The following is a 17,019-nucleotide window of genomic DNA, read 5'->3' on the forward strand; positions in this document are numbered from 1 at the left end:
CGGGGTGTTTCATAAGTAGCGAAGCCATGAGCCGACAAAAGGTGGCCGCGTCACATTGGTTCCCCATCACTCCATAAATGGGTTCGCCTCATCTTGGAGGCGCTGCCGCATCTCTCGCCGGCGGCCGTAGGCAAGCGCTTTGACCATGCCCTCTAGATTGGCGGTCATCCGCTTCCAATCATGAATCTCCAGCCAGCCCTGCATTCGCCCCTGAAGCTCCGCGCGGCGGTCCGGTGCGTCCAGAAGTCTCTCTATAGCATCGGCAAGTATCTCTGGCGCATTGGTCGGAACTGAGGCGACGGCGTCGCCGAGATCCGAAAAGATCTTGACTGGCGTCGTTAGCGTCGGAACCTGGCTGCTCATGGCGACCCGCACGGCGCCGCTAACGGAATCGCCTGTCTCGTCATAGGGCAGGACCAAAAGGTCGCAGCTCGCAAGCAGGTTCTGGATTTCATCCACTGGCAGGAAGTCCGTATGCCAGTCGATGGAACCGCTCATTCCGGTCTCATCGGCGACCGCCTTGGCGGCAGCGATTGCGGCTCCGGAGATGGGGCTGGGGAACTGCGCATTAACAAGCCGCAGCCGCAGGTTCGGCCAGCGATGTTTCAGTGTCCCAGCCGCGCGGATCAGGTGGTCGATCCGTTTGTGATCGAAGAAGAAGCCATGGCATCCGATCACCGGGGCGGAACCGTCGTTCAGGGTGCGGACGACAGGCGCCGGCCCGCTGGGTCGCAGGGCGCCGTGCGGGAACAGGGCGACGTTCTCGATCAGACCGAGGCGTTTGAGATCGTTCAGATCGCCGACCGTGTGCACCAGGATTCGATCGAAACGGCCGAGCGCCTCAAGGACGTGCAGTCGCTCGGCCTCGGGAAGAGCATCCAGGCTCCGCACTGTATGAAGCGTCACAACGGATACGCGAGCCAACATCCGGCGATCATTCGCAAGCTCCGCCAGCCGGCCCCAGAATATCAGCCCATCCTGATGCTGAATGACGACGGCTTCTGGATTTGACCTATCGATGTCCTCAAGCAGCCGTTCCGGCGAAAAGTCCCAGCTGACATTCCAGGCAAGCCTGTGATCGACAAGATCACGCGAGATTTCCGTTCGATCATCCGCCACCACCTCGATGACATTGCGCCATTCGGGAGAGGTTTGCTCAAGCAGGAACCGCGAATATTCGGCGATGCCGCATCGCACCGCCCAGGTGGATACCCAACTGGTGCGGACCGGCGAGCGCTCGACGGGACCGACAAGCGACTGCGCGAAGTCCGCGACGGTTCGGCCCCATCGCTTGGGATCGACCGCCCGCTTGGCGCTCGCCACGGCGCGCTGGCGTCGCGCCTCAATGATCGGCTGTTGGTCCGCCTGGGTTTGCTCGCGAAGAGCCTCGACCAGATCATCGACCGAAGGGTTGGCCCAGTAGGAGACGGTCTCGCGCACATGGCTGCCTGACAGGACGAAGTCATAATCCAGCAGGCGGGCCTCAGCCGGACCACAGAAGTCGCGATGGCCGCCATGCCCCGTCACGATCAAGGGCAGTCCTGCCGCCATGGCTTCCAGGGCCGGCAGATTGTAGCCCTCTCCGCGTGTGGGCAGAACCATGACATCGGCGTCGCGGAACAGATCGACGAGCTCGTCGCGGTCCATGTCCCGGTTCAGGATCTGAATCGGCGCCATGTTCGGATAGCGTCGCGACAGATCCCACACCTGATCCTGCACCGTGTTGTGGGGATTGGGGAAGGTCTTGATGACCAGTTTGACCTTGTCCCGCGTCGTGAACGCCTTGCCCCAGGCATCGAGAAGCACGTCCACGCCCTTGCGTGGGAAGCAGGAAGAAACATGCAGGAAGGTCTTCGCCGGCCCCCGTCGTTTGCAGACACCTTCATAGTGGGAAATCTCGGCGGGTAGCCCGGTCAAGACCGAAGGAATCCAAACGCCGGAGTCCACAAGCGCCTTCTGTACGGTGCGAACCTGGGCAAGTGCGCCGTCGAAGGCCCCGTTCAGGATCTCCGTCATGGCCGGCGGAAGATGGCTTTCCTCCCAAGCCACCAGCGCCATTCCGATGTCGGCGCGATTCAGCGGCGGCTGGATGGGATAGTGCTGAGTGATTGTGGCATGAACCTTGGCATGCCGGGCGGGCGCCGTCAGCGCCTGTACCAGGGGGCGGTCTTCATCCGGAACCTTAGAAAGGTCGGTGACAGGCGTCGTTTCGACCGGCGAGAAATCCACACGGCCTGGATAAGCCTGGTTCAGAACGGCCGCGATACGCCGGTTCACGATCGCGAGGCTGTAGGATCCCCAGACATGGCCCTGAACGGTGAAGGATGTATCGAGGAGGCTATCGACGCGTGCAGTCGGCGCAGCGATCGCCTCGGTCAGAACCGTCGCAGCTTTCAGGCCCGAGCCGCCTTCGGCGCCTAGAAGCGTACTTGTTTTAAGTCCCAGATGAACGACGCCACGTTCGATCCGTCGAGAGATCAAGCGCGATTTGATCTTGAGGCCGGTCTTCGGGGCCTCGTTTGCAGCTGCTTCCACGAGCGCGTCGGCGATCAGCGCGAGGAGGTCCGGGCGTTCGAAAACGAGGTCGGCGACCTGCGCATGAATATGCCTTACGCCCATCGCACCGACTACGGCCCACGCCGTATCGCCGTCGAGAAGATCGACAGCCACAAGAACGTCATCCGTTCTGGTCGTCAGCGCTTCGTCGTGGAAGGCGGAAACGCCCATCAAGGCAGCCATGAAGGCGCCTGCGGCATAGTAGGTTTCGCCATCCGTTGCGACGAACTGCACGTCATGAGGCGAGGCCAGAAGCCCACGCAGGAAGCGTCTCGTGACGCCCGTCATGCCGGTGGGGGTTTCGCGAAGCGCGGCCGTCACATCGATCAGAACTCGACCCGCACGATCACGTTCGGCGTTGAGCGCAACAGCCGACCCGACATCCTTCAAATCCTGCGATTCGGGGCGGCGGTCTCCAGCTAAGCCAGGAAGGCGGGCGAGTAGCTCACGCGACGCCGCAAGCGGCGACGGCGCGCGATCGAGCATCACCTGGATCGACGCGAGAAACGCCAGATCTTCTGCGGGCGACCATGGAATGTCGCCATCCGTCGACGCTGGCGCGACGTTTTCTAGAACGCAATTCGACGAAATTTTCGCCAAGCCAAGTACACGTGCATCGTCGTGCAGCCGGTCACGCACCTTCGCGGGCAGCATGTCATCAATCAAGATAGCCGAGGCTGCGCTGATCGCTTCGAGGTAAGGCCCCGTAAAGCCGTTGGGCATCCTATAGACACGTCCTTGGAGCGCGCCTTCTTTCATCCCACTCAGCGCGGCGACGAGCACAAGCCAAACGCCGTTCTTCGCGGCTTGGCGATTCTGACGGAAATCCTGAAGGATGCGAGCGGCGGCGTCGTCATCGGAAGCGAACGCCAGCCAAAGATCGACTTCGACGGGAATGCCGCGTGCGCGACGAAAATCCAGGCAGGTATTGATCGGCAGGCGGGTGATCCTGGGGGTCACGGTGGCGACGCCCCCAGTTCCGGCGAGATCGGAATCGCCTTCGACCGCCAAGCCATGCGCGAGCGCCGCCGCAGCCGCTCCCTGTTTCCAGCCGCCGCCGGCCTGACCTTCCGCAACAGCACGCATACCGCCTGTCGCCCGCAAATCGGCGACCTGGCTATCCGACAGGCGCCGAGCGTCGGTCGGAGCGAGCGCCTCATAGAGGATCAGACTGCCGGGCCGCGCGGACATGACCGGTAGCGCCACATCGACGCGGCCACTGTCGATTATGTAAAGGGCTCTGTCGAAACCGCCGCCATGGACGATGAAATCCTCCAGCGGACGTCGTTCAAGCGGTATGGAGACGTCCCGGCCGAGATCGCCGTCGATCTGGAACAGCGTGACATCATAGGCGATGGAGAGCCGGCGGACGTAGTCCTTGACCAGGATGCTTTCGCGGCTGTGAGGTATGCCGCCCGTCGCCACCACAGCCAGTTTGACCGGCGCGCGCGACGGCGAAAGGGGAACCTCGGCCTGCGGTCTTCGGCCGGCCTTTTCGAACACATCCAGAATGGCCGTAGCCGAGCGGTCCCACGAGAATGTCGAAGCTTGTTGGGGACCGAAGATGCGCAACTCGTCGCGATAAGACGGGTTCGCCAACACACTGGTGATCGCACGCCCGATGTCGCCTGGATCAGTCGGGTCGAACAGGACGTCACGGCGCCCGACCACCTCGGGTACGCTGGTCGCCGAAGACGCCAGCACCGCCGCGCCGCAGGCCATGGCCTCCAGAGGCGGCAGCCCGAAGCCCTCGCTGAACGGTGGGAAGACCATCACTTCGCACATGCGATAAAGGTCGATCAGGTCTTCGTCGCTGACAAAGCCCGGCAAGACCACGTCGCTGTTCGTCAGGCCTTCCGCCGAGGCGATGGCCGCAATCTCGTTGCGGTCGTGCTCGGTCATCTTGCCGGCAATGACGAGTTGGGTGTTCTTTCTCAGGTCACGGGACACGTTGGCGAAGCCGGCGATCAGGCCCGGTATGTTTTTCCTGGCCTCGAACGGGCTGGTATTGATGATGAACCGTCCCTTGAGCCTGAACTTGCGCAACAGCGCCTGTCGGCGGTCGTCCGACACTTCGCCAGGACAGAATTCGTCCTCGACGCCCAGCGGCATGACGAATATTTTTTCGGCCGCGATCCCCAGGCGATCGACGACGTCTCGCTTTGAAAACTCCGACACCGAAAACAGGAAGTCGCAACGTCTCAGGGCGTTGATCTTGCGAGCATAGGCACGCTTGCTGCCTTCGCCGACCAAGTAGAAATCCGGATCGGCGAGCGGGATCAGATCGTGGACCGTAGCGCCACGGAGATAGGGGGCGGGTTCGATGGACGTGACGGCGTCGTCCCAGAAGCCCTCGAACAGGCTCGGCGTGAAATAGGCGTCAGGGTTAAAGCCGGCGACGAAATCAGCCCAAACGACCTCGGCGGCGCGGGTGCGCCATGCGAAATCCATCTGAGCGCTCTCGACCCGTTCCGGGACGCTGCAAACGACGATGTCCGAAGGGTCCAGCAGGTCCGAGAACGCTTCACGGACAGAGGCTATCCGCGCGGGAAACCTGTCGGACAACAGGATGCGGAAGCTGTGTCGGTCCCTGCCGTTACGCACAAGCGCACGAGCCATGGAAAGGGCGTAACGACCAATGCCGCGACCGTGGCTGCCGTTCTGGCAAGCCTGCAGATCAATCGCAATTCTCACAGGTTCGCTCCTACAGCGCGCGCGATGTCGCCAGCAATGGCGGTGGCGCGTACGTTGATGATCATCGGCGTCGGGCGTTGCGTCGCCGATATGCGCCTTGAGGGGGCAGCGCTCGATTCCGATGCGTCTTCATCGCTCTTGAACGTCAGGATCGCCTTGACGTTTGCGCTTGCCAAGGCGTCCGCCAAACGGGCGCGGTCCTGTTCGGGCAGGTCGCTCTCGTTGGCCGCGCCTCCAGCCTCGATGAGGCTGGGTTCTAGCTTCTGCGCCATCAAATAGGCCGGCAAGGCGCCGTTCAAGCCGCGTTGAAGCTTCAGGCCATGGCCGAGCTGAAGATATCCGACAGCATCCTGGGGGGCTAGGGCGACGCCCTTCCAATAAGCTGTTTCGGCTTCTTGAAGCCGGTTGAGGGCCTTGAGCACATGTCCGAGCCTGATTTGGGCGAACGCATTGTGAGGATTGTGTGCCAGGACCTTCGTTTGGGCGGCGAGGGCGCTGTTCCAGTCTCCAGATTGGCGAAGCGCTTTGGCTGTCTTAGCGGCGCGGCGAGCGCGGAATTTAGCCAATTTCCCCGGCCGCGCCGGCTGGGGCGGTGGGGCGGCATGAAACGCCGCCACAGCGACAGCGGAAATGCGGTCTTCTCCAACCCCGAGACGCTCCAGGTCCGCCTTCAAAACCTCGTTGGCTGGAGCCAGCACGAGCGCTCTTGAAAACGCCAGGACCGCTTCGGCCTCCTTCTGGTGCCGCAACAGAAAGAGAGCGCTCTGCCTGTGAACATTGGGTTCGAGAGGGAACAGGCAGATATTGTTGCGATGAAGTTGCTCCGCGGCGTCCTTGCGCCCAGCCGCTTCTGTCGCGTGGGCGTGACGAACAACGTCGGATGGGCGAGCGGCACCCGTTCGACGCAAAGCCTCGTAAATCAAGGCTGCTCTGGCCCAGTTTTGGTTCTTGCCGGCTTTCTTCGCCGACCGCCGAAGGAGGTATCCGCGGACAGGATCGTTCATTGTAAACCGGATAGATATAGGCGAAGTCCAATTGACCTTAACGGTCCTTAATGACCGGCTGTTTTAAAGTCGAGGCGCAAACACGACTCCGCAGGCCTTTGGGGGGGTGGCGTTTTCCCATCGGAACAGTTTTTGGTTTCCCGTCTTCGCGTGACGGGTTAGACGCCTTTTCAATCTCAGTATTATGCCATTTAGTATGTCAGGTAGACGGAAATGCTCCGGAAGCAACAGGAGAGGTCGTGCGGCGATCGTTGGTGGGCGTTCCGGTGAAAGCAGAACCGTTGGAAAATCGGCCTAGTATTTCGGCGGGCCGAGTACAAAAGCACGCGCAAACTTCATCGGTCAGTGCGCGGCGTTCTGCTGAATTCCGGTCAGGCACGTTTGCCGTGCCGCGCGCGGTTGTGTGGTGAAAATTCTCGTTGTCACGACCATGGCTCCTTTCGTTTGGGGGGGGGCTGAAGAGCTTGCCACTCATTTGGTTAGGAACTTGGAGCTACGAAACTTCAACGCCGAGCTCTTGCGACTGCCTTTCCAGTGGGAGCCTTATACTGGGATTCCCGGTGAGGTCGCCCGGTACAAGGCGATGGATCTCTCTTCCGTCGATCACGTCATAACCATGAAGTTTCCTGCCTATCATGTGAAAGCGAAGCAGAGTACTCCGTGGTTGGTTCACCAGTATAGGCAGGCCTACGACATGTGGGATTCGCCTTATTCCAATCTTCCGCACGACGCACAAGGGCGAAGTGTGAGAGATTTCATCCGAACCACCGACGATGATTATTTCAGATCTCGCGAGCGCGTATTCACCATCTCGGCAGAGATCAGCGAGCGCCTATTGCAAAATAACGGGGTGCATTCGGTACCGCTACGGGCGCCAATTAACGATCCGGAACTATTTCTTGGGGGTGACGGACAGGGATATATACTAGCAGCCGGGCGGGTGAATCCAGCGAAACGACAGCATCTACTCGTTGAGGCAATGGCGCTAATGCCGTCCACTGCGCGTTTGATTGTGGCTGGACCACCTGAGACGCCGGAATACGCCGCCCAGATTCGTAGACTCGTCGAAAAACACGACTTGGCCGATCGTGTGAAGCTGGATCTCAGGTTTTTGAGCCGCGGCGAGTTAGCTGATTACGTCAACAATGCCACCGCAGTCGCCTACATTCCTTTCAAGGAAGACTCCTACGGCTATGTGACGATGGAAGCGTTCGAGGCTGGAAAGCCGGTCATAACCTGTGTTGACGCGGGGGAACTGCTGGACATCGTTCATGACCAAAAGACAGGCTTTGTGACTGGCCCCAATCTCGAAGAACTCGCGGCGGCGATGGCCGCAATGGTGGGTAATCCAGCGCTTGCAAAAAGGATGGGGGGCGACGCTCGACATCTTTGGCGTGCTGCAGACATTTCCTGGAGCGCAAATATCGATACACTTTTGGGGGGCAGATCGTGAAAATTCTTTGGGCCACTCCTTTCAATATCAAGTCTGCTATCGCAACTTTCAGTGTTGAAGTGTGCGATGAGTTGTTTCGTCGGGGCTACGACATCCACGTGTTGCGCATCGAGGACAAAGTCACGGGAGCTTTGCCCGAACGAACGTGCCTAGCCCCTATTGTGCCTGTTGGGGCGGCCGTTCCGCCTGACGTGGACTTAACCATTATCAACTACGGAAACCACGCACCGTACCATGCTGGAGCCTTGGCCGTAGCAGTTGATAGACCTGCGCTGGCCATCTTCCACGACGCTGAGATGCGCCACTACGTCTACGGAATGGAACATCAGCACGGGGTCAAGCTGCCCTTGCTGGCCGGCGCATCCGAGATCGAACTACGCCCTGATGGGTTCGATCTCGTTGATCCCGCCTCACGCCCGTTGCTGCAATCCATCGCCGCCATGTCCTGTGCTGCTGTTGTCCATGGGCCTCACTATCTGGCGTCGGTCGCAGAGGTTTGTCCTGGCCTAGTCGAAAATATTCCGCTCTGTTTCCCGGATGTTGGCGCGCCAGACCCGCTGCCCCGCGCAGATGGGCCGTTCCGCATCACAATCTTCGGTGTCATCACGACGCACAAACAGCCGGATAGATTGATCCACGCAGTTGCTGCTCTTCAAGATAGGTTCGGCAGGATCGAGATACATCTCGCTGGAGCGATTGAGGACCGGGACCGAGCCGCATTCAGCGCTCTTGCCGTCCAATACGAGTTGAGCGTTCCAATATTTCACGGCTATCTGTCCGACGGCGATATGTCGGAGGTCTTGACCCGTTCGGATGTAATTTGCTGTCTTAGGTATCCTGTGACGGAGGGGGGCTCCGCGTCGCTTATCACCGCCATGTACCATGCTCGGCCATTGATTGTTTCGGACGTGGCCAGCTATTCTGTCGTTCCGTCCGAACTTTTGGAAAAGGTGTCATATGGGAATGATCCTGAAGATCTTTCTCATTCCATAGCCAGAATTTTAGCCGACTTGCCGTCAGCTGATCAAAGGGCCCTCCAGGCTCGCGATTGGGCGCGCGATAACTTCTCAACGGCCGCCTACGTGGATCGCTTAGAGGGCGTTATCGCTCAAGCGCTTTCGTTTTTGCCGGTGGCGGAGGCATGTCGGGGGCTGGCTCCTACGATATGCTATCCGGATGGAAACATTATGTTGCCTGCGCTAGAGACGCTGGGTAGATCGGTGGACGAGCTTTATATGTCTCGGGCCGTACGGGGCTAAGGTGTTTGATATGATATCTGAAGATAACGCGAGTAGTGAAGGTCAGCGGTTTTTACCTGTTTACGAGCCTGATATTTCCGGCAATGAAAAAAAATATGTGAATGATTGTCTTGATACTCAGTGGATATCGTCTATCGGTGTTTATACAGAGAAGTTTGAACAAGCTTTTTCTGATTTCGTAGGCGTTCCAGGCGCAGTATCTGTCACCAATGGTACTGTAGCGCTTCACTTAGCGATTCACTGTCTAGATATTGGCCCAGGCGACGAAGTGATCGTGCCTACCTTTACTTACATTGCTTCAGTGAACACTATTGCCCAAGCTGGTGCAACGCCAGTGTTTGTTGACTGCCGCGCCAGCGACTGGTTGGTGGATCCGCAGGATGTTCAGGCGAAGATTACACCGCGCACAAAAGCCATCTTGGCTGTCCACCTTTATGGCGCGGTATGTGACATGCTTACTCTCCGTTCCATCGCGGACGAGCACGGTATCGCCTTGATCGAAGACTGTGCAGAAGCTTTGGGGTCAACGCTCAACGGGACGCATACGGGTGGCTTCGGGGATGTTGGAACCTTCAGCTTCTTTGGTAACAAGACGATCACTACGGGCGAAGGCGGGATGGTGGTGGCCCGGAATGCGGCGCTCTCCGCCAGGATGCGGAAGGTTAAGGGTCAAGGTCAGTCGGCCACGAAACGGTATTGGCACGACGAGATCGGGTTCAACTATCGCATGACGAACATCTGCGCCGCTATCGGTTTAGCTCAGATGGAGCGCGTGGACACAATACTGGCACGAAAGCGCGAAATCGGCCTTTTGTATCGTGAACTGTTGTCCGACTCGCCTGTCTCATTTCAAGACCCGCTGCCGGGCGTCGTAGGGTCCGACTGGCTGGTCAGCCTGCTCCTCCCGGAAGGGGTCGAGCGCGAGCAGGTCATGACCGAAATGCGCGCATTGAAGGTAGACACTCGACCAGTGTTCTACTGCGCGCACGACATGCCCATGTATTCCTCGCCGGCTTCATTCCCACAGGCAGAGCGTATCGCCCGAAGTGGAATCAGTTTGCCGAGTTTCCCTGGGTTGAGCGATGGGGATGTCCGGCGTGTGGCTCGGACGCTGAGGACAGCCGGAGGCTTTTAAGCTGGCGGAAATTCGAACGGCGTCGAGGCTCTTTGGTTTTTGGCACGCGCGATCACACTAAACAGAACTATACAAGAGGATATTAGAATGGTCCGCAAAGCGCTGATTACAGGCATTACCGGACAGGATGGCGCTTATCTTGCTGCCCTGCTCCTATCCAAGGGATACGAAGTTTTCGGGTTAGTGCGCCGGTCGTCGCATGGCGGCGTCGCGGATCACCGCCTGCGCTGGATGGGAATCCACGACAAGGTCAAAATCCTCGACGGCAACCTAATTGACATTTCCAGCCTTCTGCGCATCGTCATTGAAATCCAGCCAGACGAAGTTTACAATTTGGGTGCCCAGTCTTTCGTGGCGACCTCTTGGCAACAGCCGATCATTACATCGCAAGTCACTGGGATCGGCGTACTGAACATTCTCGAAGCGGTAAGAATCGGAGCGCCGCAAGCCCGGTTCTACCAAGCTTCCTCGTCGGAGATGTATGGTCTGATCCAGGAAGACAAGCAGTCTGAAACAACACCGTTCTACCCAAGGTCGCCTTATGCCGTGGCGAAATTGTTTGGCCACTGGTCGACCGTGAACTACCGCGAGAGTTTTGGGATGCACGCCAGTTCTGGCATCTTGTTCAACCATGAGAGCCCTCTGAGGGGCGTCGAGTTCGTTACGCGGAAAGTTACCGACGGCGTTGCGCGGATCAAGCTGGGCATGGCTACTGAGCTCCGTTTGGGCAACATCGACGCGAAGCGTGACTGGGGTCACGCCCGGGATTACGTTCGCGCGATGTGGCTTATGCTTCAACAAGATGCGCCTGATGACTATGTTGTTGCGACGGGTGAAACCACTTCCGTGCGGGATATGTGCGAGATTGCGTTTGCACATGCCGGTTTGGTTGCCGATGACCACATCGTCATTGATCCAGACCTTTACCGGCCGGCGGAAGTTGACGTACTGCTGGGCAATCCTGAGAAGGCGCAGCGACAGCTAGGTTGGTCGCCTGAGGTCTCGCTCGAGCAGTTGATCAGGGAAATGGTCGATGTCGACCTTCAGCGTCTGACTACAGATAAGGTCCAAAGCGCTCAATGAACGAACCTGTCTTGTTGATGACCGGCGGGCGAGGATTTGTCGGTCGTCGACTTGCAGAAAAGTTTGTTGATTTATTCCCCGGCCATCGCAGAGTAATGGTAGCGCGCAGCGCGCAAGGTGCGGTGCCTGATGGCTGGGAAATCGAAACGCTCGATTTGACCGATTCGGATGGCGTGCGGAACCTTGTAAGGTTGTTGCGACCGTCCGTTGTCTTCCATAGCGCAGCCCAAACTTCGGTGGGCGCCGCTATTCTTGGGGGAGGGCAGACGTGGCGTGTCAACACCGTATCTACATTTGTTCTGGCCGAAGCTGTTCGGGATCACGCCCCGGGTGGTGTATTTTTTTTCACCTCCAGCGGCGATGTGTATGGCGACGGCCTAAGATCAGGCCACGCCACAGAGGCAATGCTGGCCACACCGCTTAACGCCTATGCGGTATCTAAATTAGCGGCGGAGGGTATTCTTCGTGACATCCTTCCGCGCGAGACGCAGTTGTTGATCACGCGGGCGTTCAACCATTCAGGCGCAGGGCAAGAAGAGCGCTTCGTCTTGTCCTCGTTCGCCGGTCAAATCGCGCGAGCAGAGGAAGGCGTTGGGCCGACCGTAATTCAGGTGGGAGATCTCAGCGCCGAGCGGGATTTCCTACATGTCGACGACGTCGTCGATGCCTACGTCCAATTGTTAACCTCAAGGCTTCATCTGCCTCAACGCCTAATCGTAAACATCGCTTCCGGCAGGGCAGAAAGGCTCGCTGATCTCCTGGAGCAGCTTTGCGAGAGGGCGCGAATCCCGATCACGATATCCGTCGATCCATCGCGTCTCCGGCCTGCCGACATTCCACAGATGATAGGTGATGCCTCCGCACTGCGAGCTCTCGTGGGTTGGGCTCCACAGCGTGCAGTGTCGGATATCTTGGATGACCTGCTCCAATGGCACAGGGAAAATTTGAAAAAGGCCGCGTTGCAAAATCGCGCGCCACCGCCCAACATGTAACACCCGCACTCCCAGACGGCGGTAAGCATAATAACACGCAAATGAGCAGTTTGTATGACCAAGCCAGAGATCAAACTGCTACAAGAGGCCGCTGGAAGCTTCACTGTCGTGAGCTCTGTCAAGACTTTTCGACATGTAGCTGTAGGTCAGACTCTGGATCTCGATGTCGTGCTCACTAATAACAGTGACGACGCGATCACGTGGGACGATAAAGACTCTCTCAATCTGTCCTCCCGCTGGTTGGACGCGAGTGCGGTCGAGGTGCTCGTACAGGAGGGTCCCCGAACTTCGGTAGGAGGCTTTTTCCATCCGGCAGAAAGCCGGAACTACAAGATGAGAGTCGTTGTGCCTAACGTCGCTGGAGACGTCACACTGCGGCTGTCCTGCGTATATGAAGGACACTTCTGGTTTTTTGATACGCTCGACACCGGCTGGACCGATGTGGAAGTGTGTGTTTCCCCTCCGTCGTCCTGGCCTGATTGGTTGTCGCAATCTCCGGCGGCGCGGGCGTTTCGCGGATCAATAGTGGCCATTAATCTCGGCCGTCACTTTGACGCCGTTGCGGCGGCGGCTGGCTCCTTAACAGTAACTGTCCCCTCGACGAGCGACGCCTCGGCGCCTATTCAGGAGCTGGTGGCTGCCTCCCCAGACGGCACCGCTTCTGAAACGGTTGCGGCTGGTCGTCCTGATCTGTTGAATCTCAAGACCGCATTCGACTCTCCGATATACCCATCGGTTGAAGCGTTTGAGGAGGTTTCATTAGCGCGGCCTGCGGCAGCCTCTGCTGATAGGCCCTCGTCCTACTGGGCGATGCTGGGTCGCCGGATGCTGGCTTTGTTTCAACCTCGGCGAACATTCGAGCGTGTCCATGATGAGTCGCTTCAGCGCAGCCGGCTCGCACGCGAAATCGCCGATATGCATCAAGCGATCCACAGGCTCGCTGAAGGTCAAGCCGACGCTCAGCGCGTTTCCAGTCACGACCGAAATCTTCTGTTTTCAAGCGTAGAGGCAATCACCGGCCATCAAGCCATCTATGCGGACGATAGTCGTCTAAGAGTCGAGGCGCTAAGCCGAAAACTCGACGCCATCGGACAGGACACGGCTCGGGCCATCGCTTTGGGCGGACAACTTGCAGACCGCCTGGAATCCCGTAGTGACACGCTCCAGGCCGCCGTCAAGCATACCTGCGGAGAGGTTAGCACCCTCTCTCGCGAGGTCGCGCTGATGTATCAGGACGCCCGCGTGAACGCCGCTGTCATTGAGCTGGTCTTGCAGACCCAAAGGCGTGCTCTGAGGGTTTCGAGAATTACAGCTCAGATTATAGCTGGCAGCGTCAAGGAAGCGGATGCATATCGATCCTTGCCGACTAGTATGGATAGACTGCATGTAGACCTCGCTGAACTTAATGGCATTCAAAGGGTCAACAAAGAAGCGCTAGAGATGGTGCATGGATCCGTTGATTCTTTATCCAAACAAATGGCTGACATTTGTAGATCATTGGTGGATGTCGAGACTGGAGCGCATGCCCGAGAGGTCAGAGCCGAAGTCAAAACTCTGTCAGAGGCCCATTTGTCTACAAGTCTCCAAGTTGCCGCGTTGGATCGGCAGCTTGATCAAATCAAGAATAAGCTGTCTGACCTGAATTATAAAGCTGATCGGATTGAAAGCGCCGACCCGACTGCGGGTTTGAGGGAGGAGATCGTTGATGTCGGCCGGGGGCAGGTAACCCTCAGGAACCTTGTCGACGATTTGACACATACGGTCCGAGAGGTCCCCGGCGGTCTTGCCAGCTTACAAAGGATAATTGACGGAATACCAGCCATGACGACAGCCGCCTTGGAGGAAGGGCTGGCATCTAATAGTCGCGCTGTTTTTGAACAGGAAGTCGTTTCGACATTGAGGCAATTGCTGCCCCTGGTTAGCGAGCTCGAGGCAAGCGTCCCCCCTATGCTACAACAAATGAAGGCTACGGACTCTGAGATCCAATTAGAACGAAGGAAAATCGACAGCGTGCTCGCTAGTACACAAAGTATTTCCGACGCGACAGTCGATGTTCGCCGTTTTCTGGCAGAAAGTCTGAATACTTTACTTGTAAGGCAAATATTCCCAATACCCAGCCTCGGACTCGTTGTCTGCAGAAGCGTGATTGGCTTCCTCGCTGTACCCGAGGCCGATCTTGAGGCTATTTCTTATTATTCAGATGGCTCAATCCCTGAACCCGGAACAATCGGTATTGTCGAAGCTCTCTTGTCAGAAGGAGATTGCTTTGTAGATATCGGAGCCAACGTGGGACTTTTCTCAGTGGTGGCCGGGCGTCGGGTCGGCCCGCGAGGACGGGTGATCGCTTTCGAACCGACGCCGTCCACCGCCGCCGCCTTTCTTGCAACCATGCACTTCAATGGCGTCTTTGATCGCGTCGTGCTGCATCAGGCCGCAGCCAGCGACCGGAAAGGCTCTGCACCACTAAACATTGGGCGAACATCAGGCCACAATTCGCTGATTTCGTTGGACGGAGCGACCGAGAAAGTCACCGTGGATACGCTTAAGCCGGACGATCTTTTGGCCGGCTTAGAGGTTCACGTAATCAAGATCGATGTGGAGGGATGGGAGCTGTCGGTGCTTGATGGGCTGAAGGCCACGGTTGCCGACAACCCTGATGTCCGGATCATTCTAGAGTTCGGTCCGCTCCATCTCGAACGCGGAGCAATCACCGTTGCAGCCTGGATGGCCCGCATAGCCAAGACAGGATTTATGGCTTTCGAGATAAATGAAGCAACATCCACGATCACCCCGCTACGAACGAACGGCCTCGAAAGTGTTTTCAGCATAAACATCCTTCTCACGCGCGAAGTGCCGGCCACGCTAAAGGTAGTGCCTGCATGATCGACGATAAGGGGGCGGACCGCAAGCTTCTGGTGATTGGCGGCGGGGGACATGGCAAGGTCGTCATAGATGCCGCTCGCACAGGTGGTTGGAGCCCGATCGGGGTGCTGGATCACACAGGGCTTGGCCACGAATGTCTCGGGGTGCCGGTGATTGGCCGCGACGAAGACGCTTTCGCCCTTTTTGAAACGGGATTGCGGTTCGCCGTTGTGGCGATTGGACAAAATCGTGTGCGATCCGAGATCGGGGAGCGGCTGATTGCGCTGGGCTTTGTCTGCCCGGCTATAATCCATCGCTCCGCCGTCGTATCGCCATACGCCTGTATCGAAGAGGGAGCAGTGGTTTTGGCAAACGCGGTTGTCAACGCCGACGCTCGGATCGGCAGATTCGCTATCGTCAACACCGGAGCGATCGTCGAGCATGACTGCATCATCGGGCATGGAACCCATGTTGCGCCGGGTTCAGTGATGGGCGGCAGCACCCATATCGGCGATCACACTCTTTTCGGGATCGGCAGCGTGGCTCGTCCGGGAACGCGTATCGGAGCGGACGCGGTCATTGGGGCCGGTTCCGTCGTTGTCGCGGCGGTAACGGCCGGTGCCTTGGTAATGGGGGCGCCTGCACGAACAAGAGGTCGGGGACGCGAATGAAGATTGGAATTGTCAGCTCAACGGTGCCGCACGTGAAGGGAGGTTACCGTAATTTTGTCGATCAGCTAGAGCCACATCTGATCGAGTCAGGGCATCAGGTTGAGCGAATTTGGATGCCTTTTACGGGCAACCCCAAAACGATTATCGCTGAAATGGCTACATTCCGTGCAATGGATCTATCGCGCGTTTGCGACATGGTGATCTGTGCAAGGCCGCCAGCTCATGTCATCAGGCATCCCAGAAAAGTACTGTGGTTCATCCATCATGAGCGGATATTCTACGATCTCTGGGACAGTGACTATAATACTTTAAATAAGACCGCGTACTGGTCTAGCGTGCGGGAAAATATTTTTCAGGCTGACACCCTTGCCCTGAAGGAGGCTCATGCTGTCTTTTCCAACTCGGCGATTGTGGCCGCAAGGCTGAAAAAATTCAACGGCGTGGAAGCCGAAGTTCTCTACCCACCCGTCGACATCGCTGTGACGGGTCCCGCGATGGGGTATGGCGGGGAGCTGCTGTTCGTATGCCGCATAGAGCACCACAAAAGACAACACCTCGCCATCGAAGCCATAGCTCATACCAAAACGCCAGTCCGGCTCCGAATCGCGGGGGAAAGCCAGAACGCTCAGTATCTTGCCTCCCTTCATGAGCTCGTCAGGTTTCATGGGCTCCAGAATAAGATCACGATCGACAGTCGTTGGATTAGCGAGGGTGAGAAAGGCAGTTTGCTCAGTCAAGCGCTCGCGGCTGTGTATATCCCCGTAGATGAGGACAGCTATGGCTATCCGCCTTTAGAGGCTGCCCACTACCGCCGGGCTACTGTCACGGTCCAAGATGCGGGTGGCGTCGGGGAGTTGGTTGTGGATGGATTGAGCGGTCTGATGGCTAAGGCCGACCCCCAAGCCGTTGGGGCTGCGTTCGACAGGCTGTGGTTGGATCGTAAGCTTGCGAAGGCTCTGGGCCAAGGTGCCCACAAGCGGATAGCCGAGATGAACATCAACTGGCGCCACGTGGTGTCGAGATTAACCGCATAGTGCGACGCACCCAGCAAGCCATCGAGAACGGTGCCCGCGGCGGGACGTCCCGGCTGTGGCACAGCCGCAGCAAGGCGCGCAGATCATCATCCCCTTGAACACGCTCAGGGCGTCTGCCGTGACCCCTGAAACTCCTCCAGGAATAGCTAGGTCCGCCCCTCGAAAGGACGTGACGTGACCCTGACGTGCCCCTGAGTTTTCATCCAGCGGCGACCAGAGTCCTTGGGTTAGTTACGCCTCGCAGCGTGGGGTGAGCAACAGGCCGGGCCGCGCAGC

10 protein-coding genes are annotated in these 17,019 nt (G+C 58.1%); 8 read left to right on the forward strand and 2 right to left on the reverse strand.

The features are described 5' to 3' along the window. Positions 1 to 66: 66 nt before the first annotated feature. Complete coding sequence (locus ABIB58_RS16120; RefSeq protein ID WP_354042894.1) at positions 67 to 5,250, reverse strand: glycosyltransferase; 5,184 nt, start codon at positions 5,248 to 5,250, stop codon at positions 67 to 69. Further along, complete coding sequence (locus tag ABIB58_RS16125; RefSeq protein WP_354042898.1) at positions 5,247 to 6,254, reverse strand: tetratricopeptide repeat protein; 1,008 nt, start codon at positions 6,252 to 6,254, stop codon at positions 5,247 to 5,249. The genes ABIB58_RS16120 and ABIB58_RS16125 overlap by 4 nt, the downstream gene beginning before the upstream one ends. Positions 6,255 to 6,660: 406 nt before the next feature. Here ABIB58_RS16125 and ABIB58_RS16130 point away from each other — a divergent pair, with 406 nt between their 5' ends. From ABIB58_RS16130 to ABIB58_RS16165, 8 genes are all read left to right on the forward strand, one after another. Then, entirely contained in the window at positions 6,661 to 7,707 is a 1,047-nt protein-coding gene (locus ABIB58_RS16130; RefSeq protein ID WP_354042902.1) for a glycosyltransferase family 4 protein, read from the forward strand. Then, complete coding sequence (locus tag ABIB58_RS16135; protein ID WP_354042906.1) at positions 7,704 to 8,966, forward strand: glycosyltransferase family 4 protein; 1,263 nt, start codon at positions 7,704 to 7,706, stop codon at positions 8,964 to 8,966. The genes ABIB58_RS16130 and ABIB58_RS16135 overlap by 4 nt, the downstream gene beginning before the upstream one ends. Before the next feature lie 10 nt (positions 8,967 to 8,976). Next, positions 8,977 to 10,101, forward strand: coding sequence for a DegT/DnrJ/EryC1/StrS family aminotransferase (locus ABIB58_RS16140; protein WP_354042909.1), 1,125 nt, complete (start codon positions 8,977 to 8,979; stop codon positions 10,099 to 10,101). Positions 10,102 to 10,188: 87 nt separating this feature from the next. Further along, complete coding sequence (gene gmd, locus ABIB58_RS16145) at positions 10,189 to 11,184, forward strand: GDP-mannose 4,6-dehydratase (RefSeq protein ID WP_354042913.1); 996 nt, start codon at positions 10,189 to 10,191, stop codon at positions 11,182 to 11,184. Further along, complete coding sequence (locus tag ABIB58_RS16150; RefSeq protein WP_354042916.1) at positions 11,181 to 12,176, forward strand: GDP-mannose 4,6-dehydratase; 996 nt, start codon at positions 11,181 to 11,183, stop codon at positions 12,174 to 12,176. The genes gmd and ABIB58_RS16150 overlap by 4 nt, the downstream gene beginning before the upstream one ends. 54 nt (positions 12,177 to 12,230) lie before the next feature. Continuing rightward, complete coding sequence (locus tag ABIB58_RS16155) at positions 12,231 to 15,059, forward strand: FkbM family methyltransferase (RefSeq protein WP_354042920.1); 2,829 nt, start codon at positions 12,231 to 12,233, stop codon at positions 15,057 to 15,059. Next, positions 15,056 to 15,709: an acetyltransferase gene (locus tag ABIB58_RS16160; RefSeq protein WP_354042923.1), complete on the forward strand. Its 654-nt coding sequence runs from the start codon at positions 15,056 to 15,058 to the stop codon at positions 15,707 to 15,709. The genes ABIB58_RS16155 and ABIB58_RS16160 overlap by 4 nt, the downstream gene beginning before the upstream one ends. Next, positions 15,706 to 16,743, forward strand: a complete 1,038-nt coding sequence (locus ABIB58_RS16165) for a glycosyltransferase family 4 protein (RefSeq protein ID WP_354042927.1) — start codon at positions 15,706 to 15,708, stop codon at positions 16,741 to 16,743. Before ABIB58_RS16160 ends, ABIB58_RS16165 begins: the two co-directional genes overlap by 4 nt. Positions 16,744 to 17,019: the final 276 nt, after the last annotated feature.

Source organism: Brevundimonas sp. UYEF29 (genome assembly GCF_040546195.1).
Lineage (GTDB): Bacteria > Pseudomonadota > Alphaproteobacteria > Caulobacterales > Caulobacteraceae > Brevundimonas > Brevundimonas huaxiensis.

Excerpts from the sequence above, each read along its gene's own strand:
- ABIB58_RS16125 (WP_354042898.1), bottom strand. The coding sequence starts at position 6,254 with ATGAACGATCCTGTCCGCGGATACCTCCTTCGGCGGTCGGCGAAGAAA.
- gmd (WP_354042913.1), top strand. The coding sequence starts at position 10,189 with ATGGTCCGCAAAGCGCTGATTACAGGCATTACCGGACAGGATGGCGCT.
- ABIB58_RS16150 (WP_354042916.1), top strand. The coding sequence starts at position 11,181 with ATGAACGAACCTGTCTTGTTGATGACCGGCGGGCGAGGATTTGTCGGT.
- ABIB58_RS16140 (WP_354042909.1), top strand. The coding sequence starts at position 8,977 with ATGATATCTGAAGATAACGCGAGTAGTGAAGGTCAGCGGTTTTTACCT.
- ABIB58_RS16160 (WP_354042923.1), top strand. The coding sequence starts at position 15,056 with ATGATCGACGATAAGGGGGCGGACCGCAAGCTTCTGGTGATTGGCGGC.
- ABIB58_RS16165 (WP_354042927.1), top strand. The coding sequence starts at position 15,706 with ATGAAGATTGGAATTGTCAGCTCAACGGTGCCGCACGTGAAGGGAGGT.
- ABIB58_RS16155 (WP_354042920.1), top strand. The coding sequence starts at position 12,231 with ATGACCAAGCCAGAGATCAAACTGCTACAAGAGGCCGCTGGAAGCTTC.